At 71.0% G+C, this 18,088-nt stretch carries 3 protein-coding genes; 2 read left to right on the forward strand and 1 reads right to left on the reverse strand.

The window, feature by feature from the left end:
• Positions 1-6 precede the first annotated feature (6 nt).
• Together HV824_RS20980 and HV824_RS20985 are read left to right on the forward strand one after the other, a co-directional pair.
• On the forward strand, positions 7-786 hold the full coding sequence (locus HV824_RS20980) for a DedA family protein (RefSeq protein WP_176424048.1): 780 nt from the start codon (positions 7-9) through the stop codon (positions 784-786).
• A 124-nt stretch (positions 787-910) separates the two neighbouring features.
• Positions 911-3,514 (forward strand): patatin-like phospholipase family protein, encoded by a 2,604-nt coding sequence (locus HV824_RS20985; RefSeq protein ID WP_176424049.1) that lies wholly within the window; start codon positions 911-913, stop codon positions 3,512-3,514.
• On the opposite strand, the gene HV824_RS20990 is transcribed toward HV824_RS20985, so the two are convergent.
• On the reverse strand, positions 3,501-18,071 hold the full coding sequence (locus tag HV824_RS20990) for a non-ribosomal peptide synthase/polyketide synthase (protein ID WP_255208205.1): 14,571 nt from the start codon (positions 18,069-18,071) through the stop codon (positions 3,501-3,503). The genes HV824_RS20985 and HV824_RS20990 overlap by 14 nt on opposite strands.
• Positions 18,072-18,088 lie beyond the last annotated feature (17 nt).

The raw sequence follows: 18,088 nt of genomic DNA on the forward strand, positions 1-18,088 counted from the left end.
CGACGCGTGCAAGAAATTCTCACCAACCTCCTCGGCGACTCGCAGGGCTTCTTTGCCTATGCCACCGTGTTCGGCATCCTGGTGGCCTGCGGTCTGGGTGTTCCTCTCCCGGAGGACATCTCCCTCATCCTCGGGGGCTTCCTGGCCCACAAGGGGGCCGCCAACCTGTCGGTGATGATGGTGGTCGGCTTCGCGGGCATCCTCGTCGGGGACAGCCTCATCTACCTCGCGGGCCGCCGGCTGGGCGGGAAGCTGGGACGTGAGGGCAGCGGCGGCTTCTTCGCCCGCATCGTCACTCCCGAGAAACGCGCGAAGGTGGAAGGTCTCTTCGTCAAGCACGGCCAGAAGATTGTCTGCATCGCCCGCTTCATGCCGGGCGTGCGCGCCGTGACGTACTTCACCGCGGGCTCCGTGGGCATGTCCTACTGGCGCTTCATCTTCTGGGATGGCCTGGCGGCGCTGTTGTCCGCGCCCGTGTTCATCTGGCTCGGCTTCCACTTCGGTGGCGAGCTGGACACGATGATCTCCAAGTTCAAGGAAGGGCAGTTCGCCGTCATGGGCGTGCTGGCCGTGGCCGCCATCGGCTACTTCGTGTGGCGCCGCCGGCAGGCCGCGCAGCGCGCCCAGGCCACCGCCGTCGTGGAGCCCGTGGCGGTGCCCGCGCTGGTCCACGACTCAGTGGCCGTGCCGCTGCGCCCCCAGGTGTCCAGCACGGGCGACGCCCTGTTCGTCGCGGCGCCGGAGCAGGCCGCCGCCGACAGCTCGCACGAGCTGCAGAAGTCGTAGGCCTTCGAACAAAGGCTGCCGGGGACGACCGCTTCCCCGGCGTCTTCCGTGGTTGCCGGGCTTCCGGGATCAGGGTCAGGATTGAGGGATAGCCTCAACGTCGACCTTCATCCGAGCCCTGCGAATGCCCAAGACTCTTCTTCGTGCCTGTACCGTGGTCCTGCTCGCAGCGACGAGCACCGCGCAGGCGCAAGCCGTCCCCCTGGCCCCCTCCGAGGCCGAGGGCGCCCCCTCGTCCGCCGGAATGGGGGCGGCGGAGGCCCCACCTGCCGCGCCGCCCGATGTGCCAGCGGCACCGGCCGGAGCCGAAGCGCCGCCCGATGTGCCAGCGGCGCCGGCCGAAGCCGAAGCGCCGGCCAGCGCTGTCACCGAGCCCGTCCCGGCGGTGAGCCCCGAGGTGCCGCCCGTCACGCCGAACAGTGGCGCCTTCGCGAAGGACACCGGGCTCGTCCCCGAGGGGACGCCGTACCTGCCACCGCACATCGAGGACTACGCCAAGGCCCGCGCGCTGGCCGAGGAGACGGAGCGCAGCGCGCCGGCCCTGGTCGTCAGCGGCGGCATCAGCCTGGGCGCGTATCAGGCGGGGTTCATCTCCACGCTGGTCCGGTTCTGGAGCGTCGCGCAGCGAGAAGGCGCGCAGGCGGACCTGGGCAACCCGGCGCCGCGGGTGTGGACGGGCGCCTCGGCGGGGGCGGTGAACGCGCTGCTCGGCGGCCTGGCCTCGTGTGACACGGCGTTCGCCCAGTCCACGTGGGCGCCAGAGCAGAGCCTCTTCTGGACCGTGTGGATCGACCAGCTCGACCTGGGGCGGCTGCTCCCCGAAGAGCGGAATGAGCCCGCGCAGGGCACGCACCTTTTCAGCGAGCCGCACATGCAGGACACCCTGCAGCTCATCCTGAAGAAGGCCCAGACGACCCGCTTCAAGGAGGACTGCACCTTCGCCTACGGCATCACCGTGACGAACCTGCGCGGGCGCGAGGTGCCCTTCGGGCAGGGCGGACCCGACTCCCAGTTCAAGCTGAAGCGCGTGACGGAGAAGCTCGTCGTGCAGGTGATGACGCAGGGCGAAGGGAAGCTCACCGCCCGGCTGCCCTTCATGGAGGGCGCGGTGAGCGCGTCGTTCCCCCACATCGGGGTGAAGCCCAAGGAGCTCGCGTACTACCCGGCGCTGGGCGCCCAGCCGACTGGCGACGGCGGCCACGAGGTGTCCCTGGAGAACCTGCTGCTCACCCCGCAGGCCTCCGGGGCCTTTCCGCTGGCGTTCCCGCCGGTCCCCGTCGAGGTCTCCTTCTTCAACGAGACGCAATGGGGGCCCCTGGAGTCCCTCAAGCTCATTGACGGCGGCGTGCTCAACAACAACCCCGTGGACCTGGCGGTGCGGCTCGGCTCGCGGTGGGTGGAGCGCGGCGAGTCGCGGGAGACGACGCTCAATCGCGAGCGGTTCCCCGTCGTCTACCTGGACCAGGACGCCGTCGGCTGGGACTGGGCGCCAGCGCCCGCGCGGCCGAAGCGCTCCCGCAGCCCCTTGGACGAGGCCTACTTCCAGTACATGGGCAACGTGCTGAACGCCGCGCGCGACAGCGCCGTGCTCAACACGCTGGAGCACGACATCAATCTGTCGGGCCGCATCCAGATTCCGCGCCGCACGTCCGTGCTCCCGTCGGAGTTCCAGTTCGCGATGATGGGCTTCTTCGACCGGCGCTTCCGCGAGCACGACTTCTACCGGGGCATGCAAGACGCCATCCGCTTCCTGTCGACCCAGCTCACCTCGACGCGCGCCGTCGACCTGCTGGTGCCTCGCGCCGACAAGGAGCGCTTGAGGGATCGCGAAGTGCGCGTGCTGAACGTCCTGGGCATTGACTCGCCCGGCTTCCGTTGCGTCGTGGGCGGCGATTGCAAGGCGACGCCGCAGCTGGAGCGGCTGCGCCAGGCCACCGACACCCTGACGCAGCAGGCGAAGGCGGGACAGCTCCAGAAGGGACAGGTCGACGACCTGCTCACCGTGCTGGGCGACGTGGGCTACCAGTACAGCGAAGGCGTCATGGAGGGCATTGAAGCCACGGGGACCCGCGAGGACCTCATCCCGGTCCGCCAGCGCGTGGGCACCGCCTTCCACAGCCTCGTCACGCAGCAGAAGGGCAACCTCAAGATTCCACTCCGTCCCGCGGGCTCCGCGTTCCTGGATGAGTGGCTGACCTACTCGAAGCCGCACCACGTCTGGACGCTCAGCGCCATGCGCCAGCGAGGCGTGGGCGTGGGCGTGGAGCTGCCGTTCGGGGCCTACGAGCAAGGGCGCGAGGACTACGCCTACAGCCGCAACGAGTGGCGCTTCGGCGCCGTGTTGTCCGGGCTGGGCGTGCGGGACATGGACCAGCTCGTGCCCAACGACACGCGCATCCGTTGGGCCTCGCTGGGCCTCTACATCGACTGCGTCTCCGACATGGATGGCTTCTCCGGCGCGATTCCGTTCCTCGATCTGGGCCCGTACGTCCGGTGGCGCGCCGGACTGGGCGTGTCCGCCGGATACCTCACCCAGCCCAACGAATGGGCGCTGACGATTCCGGAGGCCCGCCTGGGCGTGGACCTGGCGGAGATGGTGGGCGTGCGCCTCACGGTGCCGGTCTACCTCCTCAAGAAGACGGAGGGAGAGCGGCAGCTCATCAGAGGGACGCCCAAGTACTTCAAGGAGCTGGGCCTGGGCGTCGAGTTCCTCCTCACCCGGTGGTGAGCTTCAGCGCGCTCCGGAGCCGGTCCGCCAGCTCGCGGACCCCCGGGGCGCGCAGCATGCTGTAGTGGTCTCCGGACACGGCGTGCTGCTCCAGTCCGGCGCCCACCAGCGCCCTCCACCCACCGTCCTCGGGCAGGCCCTCCGCGCCCTGCGTCGCCTGGAGCCGCAACACCCGGCCCGGGTTCAGCGCGGGCGGCTGGTAGCGGCGGGCGGCCCGGAGGTTGGTCTCGAACACCTGAAGCAGGGCCCGCAGGTGCGCGGGCTCCATCCCCGGCGGCAAAGTGCCCGCGCGCTGGCCGGCTTCCCAGAGCGCCTCCAGCGGGGCCTCGGGCGACTGGGGCGCGTCCGGCGGGGCCAGGTCGGTGAGTTCGAGGCCCAGCACGTCGCTCGCGAAGGCGGCGATGACTTGCGCGGCGGCGGGCTCGGGCTCGGCGGCGGTGAGCGCCGCGGGCGTGTAGGCGTCGATGAGCGCCAGCAGGGCCACCGCGTCTCCCCGCTCGCGAAGCTGGCGCGCCATCTCATAGGCGATGACGCCGCCCACGGACCAGCCGCCCAGCAGGTAGGGCCCGGCGGGTTGGACCGCGCGGATGGCCTCCACGTAGGCGGCGGCCATCTCCTCCACCGTGCCCAGCGGAGGCTTGCTTCCGTCGAGCCCCTGGGCCTGGAGTCCGTAGAACGGACGCTCCGGCCCCAACAGCCGGGCCAGCTCCGCGTAGGCCAGGACGTTGCCGCCGACAGGGTGCACGCAGAAGAACGGAGCCTCCGTTCCACTTCGGCCCGCGTCGAACGGGACCAGCGGTGACGCCTGGCCGGTGTCGTCGCGACGCAGCAAGTCGGCGAGCTGCTCCACCGTGGGCGCCTGGAACAGCGCGGCCAGCGGAAGCGGCCGGTCCAGGGACTCGCGCAGGGCCGAGACGAGCCGCACGGCCAGCAGCGAGTGTCCCCCCAGCTCGAAGAAGCTGGAGCGCACGCTGATGGGCTCCACGCCGAGCACCTGCTCCCAGGCACGTACGAGCCGCAACTCCAGCGCATCCCGAGGCGCCACATGGACCTCCTGGCTCCGAGTGTCCGCGAACGTGGGAGAGGGCAGGGCCTTGCGGTCCACCTTGCCGCTGGGCGTGAGCGGCAAAGACGCCAGCGCCACGAAGGCCGCGGGCACCATGTACTCGGGCAGGCGCTGCTGGAGGTGCTGGCGCAGGGCATCGGCGGAGAGGCCGTCGCCCACGACGTAGGCGACGAGCCGCTTGTCGCCCGGCACATCCTCGCGCGCGAGCACCACGGCGTCCTGGACCCCGTCGTGCGCACGCAGGGCGGCTTCGACTTCGCCCAGCTCGATGCGGAAGCCGCGCAGCTTCACCTGGAAGTCGAGCCGGCCCAGATACTCCAGCGTGCCGTCATGCCGCCACCGCACCTTGTCTCCCGTGCGGTAGAGCCGCTCGCCGGGCGTCTTCGCGAACGGGTTGGGGACGAAGCGCTCCGCCGTGAGCTGTGGCTGCCCCAGGTAGCCCCGAGCCAGCCCGTCTCCCGCCAGATAGAGCTCGCCCGCGGTGCCCAGCAGCGCCAGCTGCTGCCACGCATCCAGCACATACGCCCGCGTTCCCACCAGCGGCTTGCCGATGACGGGGACCGGACTCGGGCTGCGCCGCACCTTCGCGAAGGTGGCGTACACGGTGCTCTCCGTGGGGCCGTAGGCGTTGAACGCCGTCGTGCGCTCCGTGCTCGCCAACTGGCTCCAGAGCGACGGGTCCATGGCCTCACCCGCGCACAGAATCCTCGCGGGGATGTGGGGCCGCTCCAGCAGCCCCGCCTGAAGCAGGAGCGTCAGCTGCGCGGGCGTGCAGTCCAGCACGTCCACGCGCTGCTGCCCCAGCCACGTCAGCATGGCCTCCGGGTCCTTCCGCGTCTCCTCCGGCACCAGGCACAGGCAGTGTCCGTCCGCCATATGCACGAGCTGGTCCATGCTGACGTCGAAGTAGAGCGGTGCGTTGAGGCTGAAGCGCTGCCCCGGGGCCAGCCCCGAGTGGAACGCCTGGCTCGAGGCCGAATGCAGCGCGGCCAGCGACTGGTGCTGCACCATGACGCCCTTGGGCATGCCCGTGGAGCCGGACGTGTAGATGACGTACGCGAGATTCTCCCCGCGGACCTCAACGGCGACCTCGTCCGTGGGCAGTGACGCCAGCGTCGAGGACTCGGTGTCCAGACACAGCAGGTGCTGGACCTGGGGCTGCCACGGCTCGGCCAGGTGCTGGACGGTGAGGAGGACGGACGCGTCACTGTCCTTCAGGACGAAGGACTTGCGCTGCGCCGGAGCCGCCGGGTCGATGGGGACGAAAGCCCCACCGGCCTTGAGTACCGCCAGCACCGCGACGATGGCGTCCGGCGTGCGCTCCAGGCACAGGCCCACGCGGACCTCCGGGCCCACGCCCAGCGTGCGCAGGTGCGCGGCGAGCTGGTTGGCCCTCGCGTTGAGCTGGCCAAACGTCAGCGCTTGCGTCCCCAGTGTCACGGCGTGGGCATCGGGCGTGCGAGCCACCTGCTGCTCGAAGCGCGTGTGGAAGAACCCGCCACGCGGGACGTCGGACGCGGTGCTGTTCCAGTCCACCAGCAACTGCTGCTGCTCCACCTCTGTGTGGAGGGGTAGGGTGGCGATGGCCACCTCCGGTGAGAGCACGGCGCGCTCCAGCAGCAACTGGAGGTGGGTGGCCAGCCGCTCCGCCGTGGCGCGCTCGAACAGCTCAGTGCTGTAGGCCAGCGCCCCTTCGTAACCGTCCTGGCCGCGTGACAAGTTCAGGCTCAGCTCGAACAACGTCACACCGGAGTCGTCCACGTCCGCGGGACGCACCGCCAGCTTGGGCAACGCCAGCTCCGGGACCTGGGTGTTCTGGAGCGCGAACATCACCTGGAACAGCGGCGTGCGGCTCAGGTCTCGCGAGGGCTGGAGTTCCTCCACCAGCCGCTCGAAGGGCACGTCCTGGTGCTCGTAGGCCCCCAGCGTGGTGTCGCGCACTTCCGCCAGCAACTGACGAAAGGTCATCGCGGGAGTGACGCGGGCGCGCAGCACCAGTGTGTTGACGAAGAATCCGATGAGGGGCTCGGTCTCCGCGTGGCGCCGGCCGGCGATGGGCGAGCCCACCAGCACGTCATCCTGTCCCGAATGACGGGCGAGGACGGCCTGGAAGGCCGCCAGCAACAACATGAAGGGTGTGACACCTTCACGCTGAGCCAGCACCTCCAACATCACGGAGAGCTCGTGCGTCAGCCGCACCGGAACCGCCGCGCCGTGGTGGCGCAGCACCGCGGGCCGCGGCTTGTCGGTGTGCAACTCCAAAGCATGCGGCGCACCCGCCAGTTGCGTCTTCCACCAGCCGAGCTGCGCCTTCAGCGTCTCGCCCTGGAGCCAGCCGCGCTGCCACACCGCATAGTCGGCGTACTGCACCGGGAGCTCGGGCAGGGCCGCGGGTGTCCCAGCCTGGAAGGCCTCGTAGAGCGAAGTCACCTCACGGACCAGCACGCCCATGGACCAGCCGTCCGAGACGATGTGGTGCAGGCACAGCAGCAAGACGTGCTCGGACGGCTCCAGCTTCAGCAGGGTGACGCGCAGCAGCGGCCCCTCGGAGAGCTTGAACGGCTGCCGCGCATCCTGGGTGGCGCGCTTCAACGCCTCCGCGTCCCGCTGCGCCCGGCCCTGGAGGTCCGAGAGGTCCACCACCTCCACCACCGTGGCGTGCGGCGGGTGGATGACCTGCCGGGGCTCACCGTCCACGGACTGGAACGTGGTGCGGAGCGCTTCGTGCCGCTCCACCAGGGCATTCACGGCGCGCCGCAGGGCCTCGACGTCCAGTGCGCCGGACAACCGCAACGCGGACGGCATGTTGTACGACTCATCCCCCGGCTTGAGCTGGTCCAGGAACCACAGCCGCTGCTGCGCGAAGGAGAGCGGCACCTGGCCGTCCCTCCCAGCGCGCGTCAAGGGTGGGAGCCTGGGACCAGAGGTGGCGGAGGCCAGACGCTCGGCGAGCGCGGCCACGGTGGGGGCCTCGAAGAAGGTCCGGAGGCTCAGCTCCACATCGAAGGCCGCGCGGAGGCGGGCCACGACCTGGGTGGCCAACAGGGAGTGGCCTCCCAGCTCGAAGAAGTTGTCGCGCCGTCCCACGGTGGGAACGCGCAGCAGCTCCTTCCAGACCTCCGCCAGCCGGACTTCCACCGGCGTCGCCGGGGGCTCGGCGTCGCGCGTCAGCGTGAGCTGCGAGGCCTCCGGTGCCGGCAGGGCCTTGCGGTCCACCTTGCCGCTGGGCGTGAGCGGCAAAGACGCCAGCGCCACGAAGGCCGCGGGCACCATGTACTCGGGCAGGCGCTGCTGGAGGTGCTGGCGCAGGGCATCGGCGGAGAGGCCGTCGCCCACGACGTAGGCGACGAGCCGCTTGTCGCCCGGCACATCCTCGCGCGCGAGCACCACGGCGTCCTGGACCCCGTCGTGCGCACGCAGGGCGGCTTCGACTTCGCCCAGCTCGATGCGGAAGCCGCGCAGCTTCACCTGGAAGTCGAGCCGGCCCAGATACTCCAGCGTGCCGTCATGCCGCCACCGCACCTTGTCTCCCGTGCGGTAGAGCCGCTCGCCGGGCGTCTTCGCGAACGGGTTGGGGACGAAGCGCTCCGCCGTGAGCTGTGGCTGCCCCAGGTAGCCCCGAGCCAGCCCGTCTCCCGCCAGATAGAGCTCGCCCGCGGTGCCCAGCAGCGCCAGCTGCTGCCACGCATCCAGCACATACGCCCGCGTTCCAGCCAGCGGCTTGCCGATGACGGGGACCGGACTCGGACTGCGCTGCACCTTCGCGAAGGTGGCGTACACGGTGCTCTCCGTGGGGCCGTAGGCGTTGAACGCCGTCGTGCGCTCCGTGCTCGCCAACTGGCTCCAGAGCGACGGGTCCATGGCCTCACCCGCGCACAGAATCCTCGCGGGGACGTGGGGCCGCTCCAGCAGCCCCGCCTGAAGCAGGAGCGTCAGCTGCGCGGGCGTGCAGTCCAGCACGTCCACGCGCTGCTGCCCCAGCCACGTCAGCATGGCCTCCGGGTCCTTCCGCGTCTCCTCCGGCACCAGGCACAGGCAGTGTCCGTCCGCCAGATGCACGAGCTGGTCCATGCTGACGTCGAAGTAGAGCGGCGCGTTGAGGCTGAAGCGCTGCCCCGGGGCCAGCCCCGCGTGGAACGCCTGGCTCGAGGCCGAATGCAGCGCGGCCAGCGACTGGTGCTGCACCATGACGCCCTTGGGCATGCCCGTGGAGCCGGACGTGTAGATGACGTACGCGAGATTCTCCCCGCGGACCTCAACGGCGACCTCGTCTGTGGGCAGTGACGCCAGCGTCGAGGCCTCGGCATCCAGACACAGCAGGTGCTGGACGTGGGGCTGCCACGGCTCGGCCAGGTGCTGGACGGTGAGGAGGACGGACGCGTCACTGTCCTTCAGGACGAAGGACTTGCGCTGCGCCGGGGCCGCCGGGTCAATGGGGACGAAGGCCCCACCGGCCTTGAGCACCGCCAGCATCGCGACGATGGCCTCCGGCGTGCGCTCCAGGCACAGGCCCACGCGGACCTCCGGGCCCACACCCAGCGTGCGCAGGTGCGCGGCGAGCTGGTTGGCCCTCGCGTTGAGTTGGGTGAACGACAGCACTTGCTCACCCAGCGCCACGGCGGGGGCATCGAGCGTGCGAGCCACCTGCTGCTCGAAGCGCGTGTGGAAGAATCCTCCACGCGGGACATCGGACGCGGTGCTGTTCCAGTCCACCAGCAACTGCTGCTGCTCCACCTCCGTGTGGAGGGGCAGGGTGGAGACCGGGACGTCCGGCGCGGCCACGGCGCCTTCGAGCACCATTTCGAAGTGCGCCACCAACTGCTCCGCCGTGGCGGGCTCGAACAGCTCCGTGCTGTAGATGAGCGCGCCCTGGTAGCCCTCTGGGAGACGGGACGCCGCCAGCTCCAGCTCGAACCGGCTCATGCCATGGGCCGGCTCCAGCTCTCGCAGGGTGAGCTCTGGGAGGGAGAACTCGCCGGCCGGTGCGTTCTGCAGGGCGAAGAGGGCCTGGAACAGCGGCGTGCGGCTCAAGTCTCGCGACGGCTGGAGCTCCTCCACCAACCGCTCGAAGGGCACCTCCTGGTGCTCGTAGGCGCCCAGGGTGGTGTCGCGCACTTCCGCCAGCAACTGGCGGAACGTCGTCTCCGGGGAGATGCGAGCGCGCAGCACCAGCGTGTTCACGAAGAAGCCGATGAGGGGTTCGGTCTGCGTCTGACGGCGTCCGGCGATGGGCGAGCCCACCAGCACGTCGTCCTGCCCGGAGTGACGGGCCAGGAGCGCCTGGAAGGCCGCGAGCAGCAGCATGAACGGCGTGACGCCTTCCTGCCGGGCCAGGGCCTCCAGCGACTGACTGAGCGCGAGCGGGAGCTGCACCGGCACTCCGGCGCCGTGGTGATTCAGCACCGCGGGCCGGGGCTTGTCGGTGGGCAACTCCAGCGCGTGCGGCGCACCGGCCAGCAGCTCCTTCCACCAGTCCAGGTGGTGCGTCAGCGTCTCGCCCTGCATCCACCCGCGCTGCCAGACGGCGTAGTCGGCGTACTGCACGGGAAGCTCGGGCAGGGTGACGCGCTGGCCGCGCCGGAAGGCCTCGTAGAACGCGGCCACTTCGCGGATGAGCACGCCCATGGACCAGCCGTCCGAGATGATGTGGTGCATGCAGAGCAGCAGCACATGCTCGGTGGGAGCGAGCTTCAGCAAGGTGACGCGGAGCAGCGGCCCCGTGGACAAGTCGAAGGGCCGTTGTGCGTCATGCGTGGCGTGCTTCAGCGCCGCCGACTCCCGGTTCGCCCGTCCGTGGAGCGCCGAGAGGTCCACCGTGGTCATCGGCAGCGCGCGCGGTGGCAGGACGACTTGACGGGGCTCGCCCGCCTCGGCCTGGAACGTGGTGCGGAGCGCTTCGTGCCGCTCCACCAGGGCATTCACGGCACGCCGCAGGGCCTCGACGTCCAGGGCGCCGGACAACTGGAGCGCGGACGGCATGTTGTAGGACACGTCTCCCGGTTGGAGCTGGTCCAGGAACCACAGGCGTTGCTGCGCGAAGGACAGCGGCGCCGGACCGTCACCCTGCGCGCGCGTGAGTGGTGGCAGGCGCGTGGCGGAGGCGGCGGAGGACAGACGCGCCGCGAGTCCCGCCACGGTGGGCGACTCGAAGAAGGCGCGCAGGCTCAACTCCACGTCGAAGTCGGCGCGGATGCGGGCCACCACGCGCGTGGCCAGCAGGGAGTGGCCCCCCAGCTCGAAGAAGTTGTCGCGCCGTCCTACGGTGGGGGTTCGCAGCAGCTCCCGCCAGAGCTCCGCCAGCCGGGCCTCCGTGGGCGTCGCGGGCGGCTCGGTGCCACGAGAGAGCGCCAACTGCGAGCCCTCCGGCGCCGGGAGGGCCCTCCGGTCCACCTTGCCACCAGGCGTCAGGGGCAGGGCGCTCAGCGACACGAAGGCCGCTGGCACCATGGACTCCGGGAGGCCCCGGCGCAGGTGCTCTCGGAGGGCGGACGCCTCCACCGAGGCCGCTTCCGGTTCGGACGACGGTACGACGTAGGCCACCAGTCGCTTGTCGCCAGCGGCGTCTTCACGGACCTGGACCACGGCGTCGTGGACCGCCGGGTGCGCGCGGAGGGCGGCTTCAACCTCTCCGGGCTCGATGCGGACGCCGCGGACCTTCACCTGCGTGTCGCCGCGGCCCAGGTACTCCAGGTTCCCGTCCCGGCGCCACCGGGCCAGGTCGCCGGTCCGGTACAGGCGCTCGCCTTCCACGAAGGGCGAAGGCACGAAGCGCTCCGCCGTCAGGTCCGGCCGCCCCAGGTAGCCGCGGGCCACGCCGCCGCCGCCGATGAACAGCTCGCCGGGCACGCCCGGGGGGACGGGCTCCAGCTCGCGATCCAGCACGTACAGCCGCACGTTCGTCAGGGCCCGGCCAATGGGGACCTCGCGCTCGGCTCCCTCGGCCTGCCGGGCGCCGGTGGACGACAGGTCCACGGACGTGGCCACCGCCGTCACTTCGGTGAGTCCGTACGTGTTCAGCAGCGGCACCTCGGCGCCGACGCTCCGACGCCACTGGGCGACCCGCTCCGGGGCCACGCGCTCGCCGCCAGTCACCACCCACTTCAGTCCCTGGGGAAGGCGGGCGGTGCCAGCCTCGAGGCTCGCCGTCACGTCGTGCCAGAACGCCGTGGGCAGGTTGAGCTGCGTCACACCCGCCGCTTCGCACTTCGCCAGGAACGCGCCGGGCTCGTCGAGCATGTCCGGCGTCCGGAGCACCAGCGTCCCGCCGCGCGTCAGGCACGGGTAGATTTCCTCCGCGCTCGTGTCCCAACTGATGGAGGCGAACTGGAGCACCCGGTCTCCCGGCGCCACCGGGAAGGCCGTCCACGCCGCGCGGGTGAAGTTCACCAGTGACTGGTGCTGGACGACCACGCCCTTGGGACGACCCGTGGAGCCGGACGTGTAGAGCACGTACGCCGAGGCCTCGGGGGGCACCGGGACCAAAGGCGCTTGAATCACACCGGTAGAAGGCTGCACCTCCGCGTCCAACCAGACGCGGCCCTCCGCTTCTCCCAGGCGCGCTCGGAACGCCGCGCGGGCCACGATGACCTGGGCGCCGCTGTCCTCCAGCATGAAGCGCAGGCGCTCCGCCGGGTACTCCGCGTCTAGCGGCACGTACGCCCCGCCGGCCTTGAGCACCCCCAGCAGCGCGACCAGCAGCTCCACCGAGCGCTCCACGCACACGGCGACGCGGTGCTCCAGCCCCACGCCCGCCGCGCGTAGGCGGAGGGCCAGCGCATTCGCCCGCGCATCCAGCTCCCGGTACGTCACCGACTCGGCGCCCGCCACCACGGCCAGCGCGTCGGGCGTGCGCGCCACCTGTGCCTCGAAGAGCGCGTGGACGCGCGCGTTCTCGGGCAGCACCTCCCGAGCGCCGTTTGACGCTTCGAGCAGGGCCCGGCGCTCCTCCGGGACCATCAACGGCAGCGCGGCCACGCGCTCATCCGGCCGGGCCAGGATGCCCTCCAGGAGCCGCGGGTAGTGCGACGCCAGCCGCCGGGCCGTGCCGGCTTCATACAGGTCGGTGCTGTAGTTGAGCGTCCCGCTGAAGCCGTCCGCGCCGCGGAGCAGGTCCAGGCTCAGCTCGAACAGGGCCACGCCCGTGTCCTCGCCCTCGGCCGGCCTCACCGTCAGGCCGGGCAACACGAGCTCGGGGACGGGCGCGTTCTGCAAGGTGAACAGCGTCTGGAAGAGCGGGGTGCGGCTCGTATCGCGCTCGACCTGGAGCTCCTCCACCAACCGCTCGACGGGGAGGTCCTGGTGCTCGTAGGCGCCCAGGGTGGTGTCGCGCACTTGCGCCAGCAACTGGCGGAAGGTCAGCTCCCGGCTGAAGCGCGCGCGCAGCACCAGCGTGTTCACGAAGAAGCCGATGAGCCCCTCCGTCTGCGCGTGGTGCCGTCCTGCGATGGGCGAGCCCACCAGCACGTCGTCCTGTGCCGAGTACCGGTTCAACAGCACCTGGTACGCCGCCAGCAGCACCATGAAAGGGGTGACACCTTCACGCTGGGCCAGCGCCTCCACGGCCTGGCTGAGCGCCAGGGACAGCCGCACCGGCACGGACGCGCCCCGGTTGCCGAGGAACGCCGGGCGCGGCTTGTCGGTGGGCAGCTCCAGCGCATGCGGCGCACCGGCGAGCTGCGCTCTCCAGAAGCCGACCTGCTGCTTCAGCGCGTCACCCTGGAGCCAGCCGCGCTGCCACACCGCGTAGTCGGCGTACTGCACGGGGAGCTCGGGCAGCGTGACGGGCTGGCCGGCATGGAAGGCGCCGTAGAGCGACGTCACCTCGCGGACCAGCACGCCCATGGACCAACCATCCGAGATGATGTGGTGCATGCACAGCAGCAGCACGTGCTCGGCCGGCGCCAGCTTCAGCAGCGTGACGCGCAGCAGCGGGCCCGCGGTCAGGTTGAACGGACGGCGGGCATCGGCGGTGACGCGCTTCATCGCCTCGGCCTCCCGCTGCGCCCGGTCCTGGATGCCGGAGAGGTCCACCGCGTCCACCGCCACGGCGTGCGGCGGGTGGATGACCTGGCGGGGTGCGCCCTCCTCGGTCTGGAAGGTGGTGCGGAGCGGCTCATGCCGGCGGACCATTTCGTCCACGGCCCGCTGCAAGGCGGTCGCGTCCAAGGTCCCCGACAGACGCAGCGCCGTCGGCATGTTGTAGGACGCGTTGCCCGGCTGGAGTTGCTCCAGGAACCACAGCCGCTGCTGCGCGAAGGAGAGCGGCACCGGCCCGTCCCCGCGAGCCTGCGTCAGGGCTGGGAGCTGGGGACCGGATGAGGCGGACGACAGCCGCTCCGCGAGCGCGGCCACGGTGGGCGCCGCGAAGAACGCGCGCAGGTTGAGGTCCACGTCGAAGTCGGCGCGGAGGCGGGCCACGACCTGGGTGGCCAGCAGGGAGTGGCCGCCCAGCTCGAAGAAGTTGTCGCGGCGGCCCACCGCGGGGACGCGCAGCACCTCCTTCCAGAGCTCCGCCAGCCGGGCCTCCAGGGGCGTCGCGGGCGGCTCGACCTCGCGTTTGACGGCCATGTTCGAGACGTCCGGGACGGGCAGGGCCTTGCGGTCCACCTTGCCGGTGGCGGTCAGGGGCAAGGTGCCCATCAGCACGAAGGCGGACGGCACCATGTACTCCGGCAGCCGCTCCTGGGCGTGCTGACGCAACTGCTCCGCGCTCACGGGGGCTTCGGGGTCGACGACGACGACCACGTAGGCCACGAGCCGCTTGTCACCGGGCACGTCCTCGCGCGCCAGCACCACGGCGTCCTGGACCTTGTCGTGGGTCCGCAGCACGGCTTCGATTTCGCCCAACTCGATGCGGAAGCCGCGCAGCTTCACCTGGAAGTCGAGCCGGCCCAGGTACTCCAGCGTGCCGTCAGGCCGCCACCGCGCCTTGTCTCCCGTGCGGTAGAGGCGGGCACCCGGCGTTCCACTGAAGGCATCCGGGATGAAGCGCTCCGCCGTCAGTCGCGGCTGTCCCAGGTACCCGCGGGCCAGACCGTCTCCCGACAGGTAGAGCTCGCCCGCGATGCCCGCCGGAGCCACCCGCAGCCGCGCATCCAGCACGTACGCACGCGTGCCCTGGATGGGCCGCCCGATGACAGGCACGGGCGCGGAGCTGTTGCGGACCGACGCCGTGGTGGCGCAGACCGTGCTCTCCGTGGGGCCATAGGCATTGAAGGCCGTCGTGCGGTCCGTGCTCGCCAACTGCTTCCAGAGTGAGGGCGCCATGGCCTCGCCCGCGCACACGATGCGCGAGGGCACCTGGGCCTGCGCCAGCAGCCCCGCCTGGAGCAGGAGTGTCAGCTGCGCGGGCGTGCAGTCCAGCACGTCCACGCGCTGCTGCCCCAGCCACGCCAGCATGGCCTCCGGGTCCTTCCGCGTCTCCTCCGGCACCAGGCACAGGCAGTGTCCGTCCGCCAGATGGGCGAGCGGTTCGAGCGCGCCGTCGAAGTGGAGCGGGGCGTTGAGGCTGACCCGCTGCCGTGGGGCGCCCACCGCCTGGAACGCCTGCGCCGTTCCGTCGTGCATGGCGAGCAACGAGCGGTGCTGCACCATGACGCCCTTGGGCGTGCCCGTGGAGCCAGACGTGTAGATGACGTACGCGAGGTGCTCTTCGCGCACGTTCACCACGACGTTCCGCGTGGGCAGTGACGCCAGCTTCGACGCCTCGGTGTCCAGGCACACCAGATGCCGGACCTGTGGCTTCCAGGCCTCGGCCAGGTGCCGGAGCGTGAGCAGGACGGACGCGTCACTGTCCTTCAGGACGAAGGACTTGCGCTGCGCCGGGGACGCCGGGTCGATGGGGACGAAGGCACCGCCGGCCTTGAGCACCGCCAGCACCGCGACGATGGCCTCCGGCGTGCGCTCCAGGCACAGGCCCACGCGGACCTCGGGGCCCACGCCCAGCGTGCGCAGGTGCGCGGCGAGCTGATTGGCCCTCGCGTTGAGCTGGGCATATGTCAGGACCTGGTCCTCCAGCGTCACGGCGGGAGCCTCGGGCGTCCGAGCGGCCTGTTCCTCGACGCGGGCGTGGAAGGTCGCCTCGCGTGGACCGTCCAGCACCTCCAACGGCTGCGACGCCTCCTCCTTTTCGAGCGGCAGCGCGGAGACGGGGGTGTCCGGCGACGTCACGGCCTCTTCCAGCAGGACCTGGAGGTGCGCAACCAGCCGCTCCGCCGTGGCGGCTTCGAACAGGTCGGTGCTGTAGACGAGCCCGCCCAGGTAGCCCTCGGCCGCGCGGGACAGGACCAGCTCCAGCTCGAAGCGGCTGACGGTGTGCTTCGACTCGAAGCCCCGGAGGGACAGCTCCGGGAGCGTCAGCTCGGGGACCGGCGTGTTCTGCAGGGCGAACATCACCTGGAACAGCGGCGTGCGGCCCTCCTCGCGAGCGGGCCGGAGCGCCTCCACCAGCCGCTCGACGGGGAGGTCCTGGTGCTCGTAGGCGCCCAACGTGGTGTCACGGACCTGGGCCAGCAACTCCCGGAAGGTCGTCTCCTCACCGATGCGCGCGCGCAGCACCAGCGTGTTGACGAAGAAGCCGATGAGCCCCTCCGTCTGCGCGTGACGACGGCCGGCGATGGGCGAGCCCACCAGCACGTCCTCCTGTCCGGAGTACCGGTTCAGCAACACCTGGAAGGCAGAGAGCAACACCATGAAGGGCGTCGCCCGCTCCTTGAGCGCGAGCGCGTCCACGGCGTCGCTCAGGGCCGCCGGCAGTTGGATGGGCGTGTTGGCGCCCTGGAGGGACGGCTGCTCCGGCCGCGGCTTGTCGGTGGGGAGCTCCAGGTACGGCGGCGCGTCCGCGAGCATCCCGCGCCAGTAGTCGAGCTGCGCTTCCAGGACCCGGCCCTGGAGCCAACTCCGCTGCCACGCCGCGAAGTCCGCGTACTGGAATGGGAGCGCGGGCAGGGGAGACGGCTGTCCCTGCCTGAAGGCGGCGTAGAGCGCCGCCATCTCCCGGACCATCACTCCGTTGGACCAGCCGTCGGTGACGATGTGGTGCATGTTGACCACCAGCACGTGCTCCGTCGCCGACTGCTTCATCAGGATGCCGCGGACCACCGGGCCCTTCGCCAGGTCGAAGGGCCGCTGGACCTCTTCCTGGACGCGGCGCAGGGTCTCCGCTTCACGAAGGTGGGCGCTGGCCGCACCCGACAAGTCCAGGACCTGGAGGGGGACCTGGGCAGGCGGGTGGATGACCTGGACGGGTGAGTCGCCTTCCATGCGGAACGTCGTCCGCAGCACTTCGTGGCGCGCGACCAGCGTGTCGAAGCTCTGCTGAAGCGAGGGCAGGTTCAGCACACCCGTGAGCTGGAGCGCCAGCGGGTGGTTGTAGGCACTGCTGTCGGATTCGCTCAACTGACTGATGACCCACAGCCGCTGCTGGGAGAAGGACAAGGGCAGCGGTGCGCGCCGGTCCGCGTGGGTCAGGGCCGGCACCGCGGCGGTGGGCTGCGTGGGCGCGTTCTTCTGGCCGTCCAGGTACGCCGCGAGTCCTGCGACCGTGGGGGACTCGAAGAAGGCGCGCAGCGGGAGCTCGATGCCGAAGCGCGTTCGCACACGCACCACGACCTGGGTGGCCAGCAGGGAGTGGCCTCCCAGCTCGAAGAACCCATCGTGGATGCCGACCCGGCTGACGCTGAGCACCTGGGCGAAGAGCTCGGCGAGGGCATCCTCCGTCGGCGTGCGCGGCGCCACGTAGAGGCCTCGCTGGACCGTGGGCGCCTCGGGGGCGGGGAGGGCCTTGCGGTCCACCTTTCCGCTGGGCGTCAGCGGCAGGACGCCCAGGTGAACGAAGGTCGTAGGCACCATGTGCTGGGGGAGCTGCTTCAGCAGGTGCGCCCGCAGTATCTCGGCCTCCAGCGGCGCCGAGTCACCCGTGACGTACGCCACGAGGCGTGCATCCCCTTGCGTCTCCTCGCGCACCATGGCGACGGCGTCGCGCACGCCGGGATGCGTGCGCAGCGCGGCCTCGACTTCACCCAGCTCGATGCGGAAGCCGCGCAGCTTCACCTGGAAGTCCGCCCGGCCCAGGTACTCCAGCGTGCCGTCCGGCAGCCACCGCGCCACGTCTCCGGTGCGGTACAGGCGCGCCCCCGGAGTGCCGCTGAAGGCATCCGGGATGAAGCGCTCCGCCGTCAACTGGGGCCGCTGCCAGTAGCCGCGTCCCACCTGCACGCCGCCAATGTACAGCTCGCCGGGAATGCCCACCGGCGTCGGCTGCCCGTGCGTGTCCAGCACGTACAGCACCGTGTTGGCTACGGGGCGGCCAATGGGCACCCGGTGGAAGTCCTCTCCACGCGGGCAGGGCCAGTACGTGACGTCCACCGCCGCTTCCGTCGGGCCGTAGAGGTTGTGTACCCGCACCGGGGCGGGCAGCCGCGCATACGCCTTCTTCACCTGCTCCGCGCTCAGCGCCTCGCCGCTGCACACCACCCGCCTCAGGCTTCCCAACCCCTCCAGCCCTGGCT

It is taken from the genome of Myxococcus sp. AM009 (assembly GCF_013372605.1).
GTDB lineage: Bacteria > Myxococcota > Myxococcia > Myxococcales > Myxococcaceae > Myxococcus > Myxococcus vastator.

Bases quoted from the DNA above. Each gene is read 5' to 3' on its own strand.
- HV824_RS20985 (WP_176424049.1), top strand. From the start codon at position 911: ATGCCCAAGACTCTTCTTCGTGCCTGTACCGTGGTCCTGCTCGCAGCG.